Annotated in this window: 9 protein-coding genes; all 9 read left to right on the forward strand. The window is 70.3% G+C overall.

Going from position 1 to position 12,515, the window contains the following annotated elements:
- Positions 1-48 precede the first annotated feature (48 nt).
- The 9 genes from MMA15_RS20235 to prfA all read left to right on the forward strand — a co-directional run bounded on the left by MMA15_RS20235 (position 49) and on the right by prfA (position 12,508).
- Positions 49-1,026, forward strand: coding sequence for a DALR anticodon-binding domain-containing protein (locus MMA15_RS20235; RefSeq protein WP_241061552.1), 978 nt, complete (start codon positions 49-51; stop codon positions 1,024-1,026).
- A 220-nt stretch (positions 1,027-1,246) separates the two neighbouring features.
- Positions 1,247-2,662: a diaminopimelate decarboxylase gene (lysA, locus tag MMA15_RS20240; RefSeq protein WP_241061553.1), complete on the forward strand. Its 1,416-nt coding sequence runs from the start codon at positions 1,247-1,249 to the stop codon at positions 2,660-2,662.
- 96 nt (positions 2,663-2,758) lie between these two features.
- A complete protein-coding gene (locus MMA15_RS20245) occupies positions 2,759-4,048 on the forward strand; it encodes a homoserine dehydrogenase (protein WP_241063319.1) in 1,290 nt (429 codons plus the stop codon).
- Positions 4,049-4,154: 106 nt separating this feature from the next.
- A complete protein-coding gene (gene thrC, locus MMA15_RS20250) occupies positions 4,155-5,234 on the forward strand; it encodes a threonine synthase (protein WP_241061554.1) in 1,080 nt (359 codons plus the stop codon).
- Positions 5,235-5,777: 543 nt separating this feature from the next.
- Positions 5,778-6,725: a homoserine kinase gene (gene thrB, locus MMA15_RS20255; protein WP_241061555.1), complete on the forward strand. Its 948-nt coding sequence runs from the start codon at positions 5,778-5,780 to the stop codon at positions 6,723-6,725.
- A gap of 435 nt (positions 6,726-7,160) precedes the next feature.
- A complete protein-coding gene (rho, locus tag MMA15_RS20260; RefSeq protein ID WP_241061556.1) occupies positions 7,161-9,185 on the forward strand; it encodes a transcription termination factor Rho in 2,025 nt (674 codons plus the stop codon).
- Positions 9,186-9,769: 584 nt separating this feature from the next.
- Positions 9,770-10,897 (forward strand): LCP family protein, encoded by a 1,128-nt coding sequence (locus MMA15_RS20265; protein ID WP_241061557.1) that lies wholly within the window; start codon positions 9,770-9,772, stop codon positions 10,895-10,897.
- A 208-nt stretch (positions 10,898-11,105) separates the two neighbouring features.
- The gene (rpmE, locus tag MMA15_RS20270) at positions 11,106-11,330 is read left to right on the forward strand and encodes a 50S ribosomal protein L31 (RefSeq protein ID WP_070010905.1); all 225 of its coding nucleotides are present in this window, start codon (positions 11,106-11,108) and stop codon (positions 11,328-11,330) included.
- A 101-nt stretch (positions 11,331-11,431) separates the two neighbouring features.
- Positions 11,432-12,508, forward strand: a complete 1,077-nt coding sequence (prfA, locus tag MMA15_RS20275; protein ID WP_241061558.1) for a peptide chain release factor 1 — start codon at positions 11,432-11,434, stop codon at positions 12,506-12,508.
- Positions 12,509-12,515 lie beyond the last annotated feature (7 nt).

Below are 12,515 nucleotides of genomic sequence, written 5' to 3' on the forward strand. Positions count from 1 at the left end.
CTGAATCCCGTTCGCGCCGACCCACCCCCTCTCCCATACGCTTGCTCTGTGACACCCGCCCAGCTCTCCCGCACCGTGCTGCACGCCGTACGTCGTGCCGCCGAGGACGGCGAACTCGGGGCGGTACGCACGAGCACCGGGCTGCCACAGCGGGTGACCGTCGAGTCGTCGCCGCGGCGCGGGCCGGGGGACTACGCGGTGAGCGTGGCCTTCCGGCTGGCGGGTCCTTCGGGGATGACGCCGTACGACGTGGCCTGCGTGCTGCGGGCCAGGCTCTTGCGGGAGGACGGAGTCCGTGCTGTGGAGATCGCCGGGGGCGGGTTCCTCAACGTCACCCTCGACGGCCGTGCGCGGGCGGACCTCGTAGCGGAGTTGGCACGGCCGTCCCACCGGCGGTCACACCAGCCGTCCCACCGGCGGTCACACCGGCCGCTCCACCGCGAACCCGAGACGCACCTCGCGCCCGACCCCGAGACCGACCCTGAACCCGATCCCGGACCCGGGACCGAGGTCACCGACACCCCCGCCGTCGACATCGCGCGCTGGAGTGCCGTCACCGGTGAGGCTCCGGCGGCGCTGACCGTACGTACGGCGGAGGCGAGCACTCTCTTCCGCGTGCAGTACGCGCACGCGCGGGCGTGCGCGCTCGTACGCAACGCCCATGACCTGGGATTCGGCAGCGAACCGCACGCGGCACACGAGGCGCACGAACCGCACGAGGCGCACGAACCGCACGAGGTGCACGCCGCACACGAGGCGCACGCGACGGACGGCGGCGCGCTGCTCTCGTTGCTCGCCGACCATCGGCGCGTCAGCGAGGAGTCGGCACCCGCGCAGCATGCGCGCCATCTGGTCGCCGTGGGCGACGCCTTCTTCGACTTCCACGACCAGTGCCCGCCGCTGCCCAGCGGTGACGAGAAACCCGGGGCCGCCCACCGTGCCCGGCTGGCCCTCGTCGAAGCCACCGGGACTGTGCTGGCAGGCGGCCTGAACCAGCTCGGCGTGAGCGCACCCGCGCATCTCTGAACACCCGGGACCGCAGAACCACGAGACCTGAGAGCCGGAGGAACAGGGGCCGGGTGAGCCCGCCGTCTACGGCGAGCGCCCGAGTCATCCGAGAGCCCCCGACCCCCCCCCAGACCCCCAAGTCCTAGGCCCATCTCCGGGCCATCCCCGGGACCATCCCCAGAGCCAGTCCCGACACCAGCCCCCAAGACTTCGTACGACATCGCAAAGGACCCACCGCATGAGCCGCTCCGCGCACCCCGCAGGGCCCCGCTACGCCGACGTGCTTCCCGAGGGCCACTACACCGCACCCCCGGCCGACCTCAACGAGCTGGACGCCCGCGTCTGGTCGAAGACCGCTGTGCGTACTCCCGCCGGTTCGCTGTCCGTCGGCGGGATCGATGTGAAGGATCTGGCCGAGGAGTTCGGCACCCCTCTCTTCGTGCTCGACGAGGCCGACTTCCGCTCCCGCTGCCGTGCTTGGCGTGACGCCTTCGGCGACGACGCCGACGTCTTCTACGCGGGCAAGGCCTTCCTCTCCCGTGCCGTGGTGCGCTGGCTGACGGAAGAAGGGCTGAATCTCGACGTCTGCTCCGGCGGCGAGCTGGCCGTCGCCCTCGCCGGCGGCATGCCACCGGAGCGGATCGCGCTGCACGGCAACAACAAGTCGTACGCGGAGATCGAGCAGGCGATCGAGGCGGGAGTCGGCCGGATCGTGCTGGACTCCTTCCAGGAGATCGTCCGGGTCGCCCATATCGCGGACCGGCTCGGGCGGCGTCAGCCCGTACAGATCCGGGTGACGGTCGGAGTCGAGGCGCACACGCACGAGTTCATCGCCACGGCGCACGAGGACCAGAAGTTCGGGCTGGCGCTGGGCGGCGGCTCCCATCCGGACGCCGGGGGCGGGCAGGCGGCCGAGGCCGTACGGCGTGTGCTGAAGCTGGACAGTCTCGAACTGGTCGGCATCCACTCGCACATCGGCTCGCAGATCTTCGACACCTCGGGTTTCGAGGTGGCGGCGCACCGCGTCGTCGGGCTGCTCGCCGACATCCGGGACGAGCACGGCCTGGAGCTGCCCGAGATCGACCTGGGCGGCGGTCTCGGCATCGCCTACACGCCGGAGGACGACCCGAGCGAGCCCCACGACATCGCGGCCTCGCTCCGCGAGATCGTCCGCCGGGAGTGCCGCGGGGCCGGGCTCGCCGTGCCGCGGCTGTCCGTCGAGCCGGGGCGTGCGGTCGTAGGCCCGTCGGCGTGCACGGTCTACGAGACGGGCACCGTCAAGGAGCTTCAGGGGCTGCGTACGTATGTGAGCGTGGACGGCGGAATGTCCGACAACGTCCGTACGGCGCTCTACGACGCCGAGTACAGCGTCTCGCTCGTCTCGCGGGCCTCGACCGCGGGGCCGATGCTCTCCAGGGTCGTCGGCAAGCACTGCGAGAGCGGCGACATCGTGGTGCGTGACGCGTTCCTGCCCTCCGATGTGGCGCCGGGCGACCTGCTCGCCGTACCGGCGACGGGGGCGTACTGCCGGTCGATGGCCAACAACTACAACCACGCGCTGCGTCCGCCGGTCGTCGCCGTGCGGGACGGTGGGGCGCGGGTGATCGTGCGGCGGGAGACGGAGGAGGATCTGCTGCGGCTGGATGTCGGTTAGCGAGACATTCGTCCCACATCCTGGAACGAGCGTGGAATCTCCGTACCCGTACGTGAGACTGACAGCACAGGAAATGACGAAAGGCGAGGTCGGATGATGCGTACGCGTCCGCTGAAGGTGGCGCTGCTGGGCTGTGGGGTCGTCGGCTCAGAGGTGGCACGCATCATGACGACGCACGCGGACGACCTCGCCGCCCGGATCGGCGCCCCCGTAGAGCTGGCCGGCGTCGCGGTACGGCGCCCCGACCGGGTGCGCGAGGGAGTGGACCCGGCGCTGGTGACGACGGACGCCGCCGCGCTCGCCCGGCGCGAGGACGTCGACGTCGTCGTCGAGGTGATCGGCGGCCTCGAACCGGCACGCAGGCTCATCACCTCCGCCTTCGAGCACGGCGCGAGCGTCGTCACGGCCAACAAGGCGCTGCTCGCCGAGGACGGCTCGACCCTCCACGAGGCGGCCGAGAAGCACGGCGGCGACCTCTACTACGAGGCGGCCGTGGCGGCGGCGATTCCGCTGGTCAGGCCGCTGCGCGAGTCGTTGGCGGGCGACAAGGTCAACCGTGTGCTCGGCATCGTCAACGGCACCACCAACTTCATCCTCGACCGCATGGACTCCACCGGCGCCGGCTACGGCGAGGCGCTGGACGAGGCCACCGCGCTCGGTTACGCCGAGGCCGATCCGACGGCCGACGTCGAGGGCTTCGACGCCGCGGCCAAGGCGGCCATCCTCGCGGGCATCGCCTTCCACACCCGCGTACGCCTGGACGACGTCTACCGCGAGGGCCTCACCGACGTCAGCGCCGCCGACATCGCCTCCGCGAAACGCATGGGCTGCACGGTCAAACTGCTCGCCATCTGCGAACGGGCCGCCGACGGCCGCTCCGTGACCGCCCGCGTGCATCCGGCGATGATCCCGCTCGGCCATCCCCTCGCGGGCGTACGAGAGGCGTACAACGCGGTCTTCGTCGAATCCGACGCGGCGGGCCAGTTGATGTTCTACGGGCCGGGCGCGGGCGGCGCCCCCACGGCCTCCGCGGTGCTGGGCGACCTGGTGGCCGCCTGCCGCAACAAGCTCAACGGGGCCCGGGGGCCCGGCGAATCGGCGTACGCGCAGCTTCCGGTCTCACCGATGGGCGAGGTCGTCACGCGCTACCACATCAGCCTCGACGTGGCCGACAAGCCCGGCGTCCTCGCCCAGGTCGCCACCACTTTCGCGGAGCACGGCGTCTCCATCGACACCGTGCGCCAGCAGGGCAAGGACGGCGACGCATGGCTCGTCGTCGTCACCCACAGCGCGCCCGACGCGGCGCTGAGCGCGACCGTCGAGGCGCTGCGCGACCTCGAGACCGTGCGTGGCGTGGCCAGCATCATGCGGGTCGAGGGCGAGTGAGCCTCATGGGCGTTACGGGCTCCACGACGCGGACGAGGCGTGAGAGGCGTAGATGCGGGGACCCGAACGGGCCCCGGGCACAGGGGAATCGAGGACAGTGACCACCATGGAATCCGCACCACCCGCCACCTCCCGCCAGTGGCGAGGCGTCATCGAGGAGTACCGCGACCGGCTTCCCGTCCGCCCGGGGACCGCTCCCGTCACCCTGCGCGAGGGCGGCACACCGCTCGTGCCCGCGCAGCTCCTCTCCGAACTGACCGGCTGCGACGTCCACTTGAAGGTCGAGGGCGCCAACCCCACCGGCTCGTTCAAGGACCGCGGCATGACGATGGCGATCACACGCGCCAAGGAGGAGGGCGCGCAGGCGGTCATCTGCGCCTCCACGGGCAATACTTCGGCGTCCGCGGCCGCCTATGCCGTACGTGCCGGGATGGTGTGCGCCGTGCTGGTCCCGCAGGGCAAGATCGCGCTGGGCAAGATGGGCCAGGCGCTGGTGCACGGCGCCAAGATCCTTCAGGTGGACGGCAATTTCGACGACTGCCTCACGCTGGCCCGGGGCCTGTCGGAGAAGTACCCGGTGGCGCTTGTCAATTCGGTCAACCCCGACCGCATCGAGGGCCAGAAGACAGCGGCGTTCGAGATCGTCGACATGCTCGGGGACGCACCGGACGTACATGTCCTTCCCGTAGGCAACGCGGGCAACATCACGGCGTACTGGCGTGGTTACGGCGAATACCTCGCCGACGGCCCCGCGACCCGCACCCCGCGCATGTGGGGCTTCCAGGCGTCCGGTTCCGCGCCGATCGTGCGCGGGGAGCCGGTGAAGGACCCGAGCACGATCGCCACCGCCATCCGGATCGGCAACCCGGCGTCATGGGAGTCGGCGGAGCGCGCGAGGGACGAGTCGGGCGGCTTCATCGACTCCGTGACGGACCGTCAAATCCTGCGTGCGTACAAGCTGTTGTCGTCCCGCGAGGGCGTCTTCGTCGAACCGGCGTCCTCCGCCTCCGTCGCGGGACTGCTCCAGGCCGCCGAGCAGGGCCGGCTGGAGCCGGGCCAGCGCGTGGTGTGCACGGTCACGGGCAACGGCCTGAAGGACCCCGACTGGGCGGTGGCGGGGGCCCCGCAGCCCGTCACGGTGCCGATCGACGCGGACGCGGCAGCCGAACGCCTCGGCCTGGCCTGACAGTTGGCCGGACGTCGGCAGCTCCGCACCGACTGCCCGCCGCTCGTGCGGCCGCACGTCCGGCCGCACGTGAGACCGCACGGCCGGGGCCGCCACCGCGGTCGCGTTCCTGCCTGCGGCTTCGCCTCCCGCGTTCCGCAGGCACGCGTCCGGGCCCGCTTTTCGGCCTGATCCCGTACGGGTCCCGGCCATACGGTTCGTACGCGCCGGCGGCGGGCAGTCATCCGTCGACCGGCGCGGCACCCCGCGTCCGGCGATGAAAGCCGTCCGGTACGGAGACCGGTGGCGAGGGAGCGCGCAGCCGCTTGCGACACGCATCGTGCGCCTCCCGTGCGCCCTGTGTCGCCACTGAACCTTCCTTCGATAAGCTTGCGTTCATCCCACCCCCCGTACTCACTCCGGGGCATCTGCTCGTCCTGCGCGGGAGGCCCCACCCGGTCCGGCGGGCCGGAACGCAACGGGTCGCGTGGCCGTGACCCTCCCGGCGTCGCCGCCGTGGTCCATGGGAAATCGCGTCAACAATCCAAGGAGAGTCATCGGGAGATGGCCGGTCCCGCCTTCCGCGCCGCCGCTGTCCGCGTGCGCGTTCCCGCCACCAGCGCCAATCTCGGCCCCGGCTACGACGCGCTGGGCCTCGCGCTGGGTCTCTACGACGACGTCGTCGTCCGGGTCGCCGACTCCGGCCTGCACGTCGACATCGCGGGAGAGGGCGCCGAGACGCTGCCGCGCGACGAGGACCATCTGCTCGTACGTTCCCTGCGTACCGCCTTCGATCTGCTCGGCGGCCAGCCGCGCGGACTTGAGGTCGTCTGCGCCAACCGCATCCCGCACGGACGCGGGCTGGGCTCCTCCTCCGCGGCGATCTGCGCGGGCATCGTGGCCGCCCGAGCGGTCACCACGGGCGGCGACGCCAAGCTGCACGACGCGGCGATGCTGGAGCTGGCCACCGAGATCGAGGGCCACCCCGACAACGTGGCGGCCTGTCTGCTTGGCGGCTTCACGCTGGCGTGGATGGACGCGGGCGCGGCTCGTGCGATCAGGATGGAGCCCTCGGAGGCGGTCGTGCCGGTGGTCTTCGTACCCGCGAAGCCGCTGCTGACGGAGACCGCCCGTGGCCTGTTGCCCCGTCATGTCCCGCACGTGGACGCCGCGTTCAACACCGGCCGTGCCGCGCTGCTCGTAGAGGCGCTGACGAGGCGCCCCGACCTGCTGCTGCCGGCGACGGAGGACAGGCTGCACCAGGAGTACCGCGCGCCCGCCATGAAGGAGAGCGTGGAATTGGTGAACCGGCTGCGGGCGGACGGCGTCCCAGCAGTTGTCTCGGGTGCGGGCCCCACGGTGCTCGCACTGCCCGAGGGCCACGGAGCCGCCGACAAGGTGGCTCAGCTCGCGGGCGAACAGTGGACGGCGAACAGATTGAGCCTCGACACCGCGGGTGCCAGCGTCCTGCCGCTGAAGGCGGACGGCGCGGACCGCGGCGCATCTCAGTGACGACGTTGTACGGCCCGGCGGAGCCGGTGAGGGCCTGGGAGAGGCCCATGATCCAGGAAGGGGGAATGTTTGTTGGGTCCGGTAGTGTTAACCTCAAGTCAGTGCTCGCAGTCTCGTGATCCACACGTGAAACTCTGTGGTGGTCCGTAGAGTGCAGTGCTTGAGTGATCCCCCAGGGCACAGGCCCAGGATCGCCTCTTCCTCCAGGAGCCTCCCACGCTGCTTCGCCTTGCGGAGCGGTCCTGAGCACGCTCCGGAGCCGACGTGCAGGACGCACATTCTCCTTGCACGCCGAACCATGAATCGATCTCCCCGCCACACATCCAGGCGGGAACCACCGTTTCGGCCAGGTCCGCGCGCACAGGACCATTGCCGGACAGCACGACCGGTCGCCGAGCCAGACAGGCCGACGTCCGCTCCAGGGAAGGACCCTTTGTGAGCGACACCACCGATCTGATGGGCGTGAACGCCGCTCCCCCTGAGTCCGACGGCTCGGGTGGCGACTCCTCCGGGAGCGCAGCGGAGAAAGCCGACGCGCCTGCCACGGACGCTGCTGCCGCGCCTGCAACCGGTGCTGCGCCCAAGCGCCGGCGCTCCGGCACCGGGCTCGAGGGCATGGTGCTCGCCGAGCTTCAGCAAGTTGCCTCCGGTCTCGGTATCAAGGGCACCGCACGTATGCGCAAGAGCCAGCTGATCGAAACCATCAAGGAGCGGCAGGCGGGCGGGAGTTCGTCCGGCGGTGCCGACTCCGCCGCCCGTGGCGGTGGCTCGGAGAGCGGCGCCGCCGAAGGCGACGAGCAGTCCGCCAAGCCGAAGCGCCGGACCACCTCCCGGGCGCGTACGGGCGAGGGCGAGGCGGACGCCCAGCAGGACTCCGCCCAGATCGACATTCCGGGACAGCCCGCGAACGAGGAGAAGCCCGGCGGCGACCGCCGGGGCCGGCGCGAGCGCGGCGAGGGCGGCGGCAAGGCCGAAGCCTCCGCGGACACCGCGGAGGGCAAGAGCGACGGCCGCGACGGGGGCGGTCAGCAGAACAAGGGCGACGGCGGCGGCCGTGGCGACGGCTCCCGCGGTGACCGCGGCGAAGGCGGCGGTGGCCGTCAGCAGCAGGACCGCCCCAAGCGTGACCGCCAGCGCGGACGCGGCGGCAAGGGCGGCGAAGGCGGCGGCCAGAACCAGGGCAACCAGAACCAGGGCGGCGGACGCCGTGACGACGACGACTTCGAAGGCGGCCGTCGTGGTCGGCGGGGTCGTTATCGGGATCGTCGTGGGCGTCGTGGTGGTCGTGAGGATGCGGAGCCGCAGATCGCTGAGGATGATGTGCTGATCCCGGTGGCGGGGATCTTGGACATTCTCGATAACTATGCGTTCGTGCGGACGTCGGGTTATCTGCCGGGTCCGAATGATGTGTATGTGTCGTTGGCGCAGGTGCGGAAGAACGGTCTGCGTAAGGGTGATCACGTCACGGGTGCGGTGCGTCAGCCGCGTGAGGGGGAGCGGCGGGAGAAGTTCAATGCGCTGGTGCGGCTGGATTCGGTGAACGGTGCGTCGCCGGAGGGTGGTCGTGCGCGGGCGGAGTTCAACAAGCTGACGCCGTTGTATCCGCAGGAGCGGCTGCGGTTGGAGACGGAGCCGAACCGGTTGACGGCGCGGATCATCGATCTGGTGTCGCCGATCGGGAAGGGGCAGCGGGGTCTGATCGTGGCGCCGCCGAAGGCGGGGAAGACGACGGTTTTGCAGTCGATCGCGAATGCGATCACGGTGAACAATCCGGAGTGCCATCTGATGGTGGTGCTGGTCGATGAGCGGCCGGAGGAAGTCACCGATATGCAGCGGTCGGTGAAGGGTGAGGTGATCTCCTCGACCTTCGATCGTCCTGCGGAGGATCACACCACGATCGCGGAGTTGGCGATCGAGCGGGCGAAGCGGCTGGTGGAGCTGGGTCACGATGTGGTGGTGTTGCTGGACAACATCACGCGGCTGGGCCGGGCGTACAACCTGGCGGCTCCGGCGTCGGGGCGGATTCTCTCCGGTGGTGTGGATTCCACGGCGTTGTATCCGCCGAAGAAGTTCTTCGGTGCGGCGCGCAACATCGAGGACGGGGGGTCGCTGACGATTCTGGCCGCGGCGCTGGTGGAGACCGGGTCGCGGATGGATGAGGTGATCTTCGAGGAGTTCAAGGGCACCGGGAACATGGAGTTGAAGCTGGACCGGAAGCTGTCGGAGAAGCGGATCTTCCCGGCGGTGGATGTGGATGCCTCTGGTACCCGTAAGGAGGAGATCCTCATGGCGGGTGACGAGTTGCAGATCATCTGGAAGCTCCGCCGGGTGCTGCACGCCCTGGATCAGCAGCAGGCCATCGAGTTGCTGCTGGACAAGATGAAGCAGACCAAGTCCAACACCGAATTCCTCCTCCAGATCCAGAAGACCACGCCCACACCGGGCAACGGCTCCGACTGACGGACGGTACGGACAGCGCGTACCCGGCGGACAGCGCATGCCGGTTCGCGAAGGCACAGCGGCGAGGGCCGTCCCACCACGAGAGGTGGGGCGGCCCTCGCCGTGTGTGACGAGGAGTGAGACCTTGCACACAGCCGCCTCCGCGCCGCGGGCGTCCCCGTACCCCCGCCGTGGATGCAACGTCCCAGGTCGAACGGGGTGAAGCGCCTCATCGGTGCGAAACGGCGCATCCTCACCGACGGGGCATCCCGGTCACGCGGTGTGCAACCCTTCCGGTTGGCGTTCACGTACGCGTGGCGTTCTCACGGCCCCTCGTGCCGCGCGGGCAGTCCGGCGGCACCGGCCACAGCCCCCCGCAGCACGGCGGTCACGCCTTCGTCGCCGCCTCTTAGGTACAGGGCTCACGAAGGGCGTAGAAAACAAGCACGCTCGCAGCGCATCCATGGCAGTTCCCCACCCGCAGCCGGGAGGGCGGAGCCCGTAACCGCACGGCGGGCGACGCGGCGCACCCCCACCCACACCCCCACATCAGGCACACCGGCGCACACCACGAACGAACCCGGGCACGACTGAGGCAGGCGAAGATGGCGGACGACAGCACGAGCGGGCAGGGCGCGGCCACGGGCCGCTCCGGCGGCGGATTCCGCGCCACCGGCCGCCGTCGCAAGCCGCACGGCCGCAGACGCCGGGTGCTCAAGGCCGTGGCCTGGAGCGTGGTGGCCGCCGCCGTCCTCGCAGGCACCGGTCTCGGCTTCGCCTACTTCAAGCTCGACGGCAACATCTCCGGCGTCGACATCGACGCCAAGCTCGGCAAGCACCGGCCGGGGAACACCCCCGACGGCTCGATGGACATCCTCGTCCTCGGCTCGGACTCCCGCTCGGGCACCCACGGCAAGTACGGCAAGGACGGGGGCGGCGCCCGTTCCGACACCGCGATGGTCCTGCACGTCAACAAGGAGCACGACAAGGCGAGCGTGGTCTCGATACCGCGCGACACCATCGTCGAGCGCCCCGAGTGCGTAAGGAACGACGGCGGCGGCACCGCACCCGCGCAGCGCACGATGTTCAACTCCGCGTACGAGACGGGCGGCCCGGCCTGCGCCGTGAAGACGGTGGAGTCGATGTCCGGCGTGCGCATGGACCACTACGCGGAGGTCGACTTCGCCGGGTTCAAGAAGCTGATCGACCGCCTCGGCGGCGTCGAGGTCACCACCAAGAAGCCGATCGACGACCCGGACAGCCATCTGAAGCTGAAGCCGGGCGAGCACAAGCTCGGCGGCGAGCAGTCCCTCGGCCTGGTACGTACGCGCCACGCTGTCGGCGACGGCAGCGACCTCGGCCGGATCCGGCTACAGCAGGCGTTCGTGAAGGCGCTGATGGACCAGGTCGACAGCGTCGGGGTGTTCAGCAGCCCGAAGAAGCTCTACGAACTGGCCGACAGCGCCACATCGGCCGTGACCACCGACTCCGACCTGGACTCGGTCGGCGACCTCGCCGGGCTGGCGAGCATGCTCAAGGGCGTCGAGTCCGAGGACGTACACATGTCGACGCTGCCGGTGACGTACGACCCGCAGGACCCCAACCGGGTCGTGCCGATGGAGTCCAAGGCGGCGAAGATGTGGGCCGCGATCAAGCGGGACGCGGCCGTGCCCGAGTCCGCCGAGAAGGGCTCGGCGAGCGACGGGAACGACGCGGGGAGCGTCGTCGGCTGAGGCGCCAGGGGCCGGGCGCCCGGGCCCCGCGTTCGGCGCGACGAACCGCCCCCGCGCCCCCGCCGGGCGCCTCCGCAGCGGGAATATCCGCCGCCCGCCCCCGGTTTTGGGAGGTACGGCCAGTGATGGCAGACTGGACCGTCGGCCCCGGTTCACGGTGGACAAGCCCGTCCTCCGACCCGGTGCCCTCCAGGAAATAGGAGACACCTTGAAGCGCGACATCCACCCCGAGTACGTAGAGACCCAGGTGAGCTGCACCTGCGGCAACTCCTTCACGACTCGCAGCACCGTGAGCGGCGGCCAGATCCGGGCCGACATCTGCTCCGCGTGCCACCCCTTCTACACCGGCAAGCAGAAGATCCTCGACACCGGTGGCCGTGTGGCCCGGTTCGAGGCCCGCTTCGGCAAGGGCGCCGGTTCCGCCAAGAAGTAGCACCTCCCGAGCGCCGGTCCTCGGCACGCCCCGCCGGGCGTGCGGGGCCGGCGCTCTTTCGCGCTGCCTGGCTCTTCCTTCTTCACGTAAAGGGACAAACGATGTTCGAGGCGGTCGAGGAACTGATCGGTGAGCACGCCGAGTTGGAGACACAACTCGCCGATCCCGCGATCCACGCCGACCAGGCGCGCGCCCGCAGGCTCAACAAGCGCTACGCGGAACTCTCACCGGTGATCGCCACGTACCGCTCGTGGAAGCAGACCGGGGACGACATCGACACGGCACGCGAACTCGCCTCCGACGACCCGGACTTCGCCGCCGAGGTGAAAGAACTCGAAGCCCAGCGCGAGGAGTTGACGGAGAAGCTGCGTCTGCTGCTCGTGCCGCGCGACCCCAGCGACGACAAGGACGTCATCCTGGAGATCAAGGCCGGGGAGGGCGGCGACGAGTCCGCTCTCTTCGCCGGGGATCTGCTGAGGATGTATCTGCGCTACGCGGAGCGCGTCGGCTGGAAGACGGAGCTGATCCAGTCCACCGAGTCCGACCTCGGCGGCTACAAGGACGTCCAGGTCGCCGTGAAGACCAAGGGCAACGGCGCCGCCGAGCCCGGCCAGGGCGTGTGGGCGCGGCTGAAGTACGAGGGCGGGGTGCACCGGGTGCAGCGCGTGCCCGCGACCGAGTCGCAGGGCCGCATCCACACCTCAGCGGCGGGCGTGCTCGTACTGCCCGAGGCCGAGGACGTCGACGTCGAGATCAACGCCAACGATCTGCGCATCGACGTCTACCGCTCGTCCGGGCCCGGCGGCCAGTCCGTCAACACCACCGACTCCGCGGTGCGCATCACCCACGAGCCGACCGGCATCGTCGTCTCCTGTCAGAACGAGAAGAGCCAGCTTCAGAACAAGGAGCAGGCGCTGCGCATCCTGCGTGCCCGGCTGCTGGCCGCCGCGCAGGAGGAGGCCGACCAGGAGGCGTCGGACGCCCGCCGCAGCCAGGTGCGTACGGTGGACCGGTCGGAGCGCGTGCGGACGTACAACTTCCCGGAGAACCGGATCTCGGACCACCGGGTCGGCTTCAAGGCGTACAACCTCGACCAGGTGCTCGACGGCGATCTCGACGCGGTGATCCAGGCGTGCGTCGACGCCGACTCCGCGGCCAAGCTGGCCGCGGCCCAGTAAGCGCGCG

Source organism: Streptomyces marispadix (genome assembly GCF_022524345.1).
GTDB lineage: Bacteria > Actinomycetota > Actinomycetes > Streptomycetales > Streptomycetaceae > Streptomyces > Streptomyces marispadix.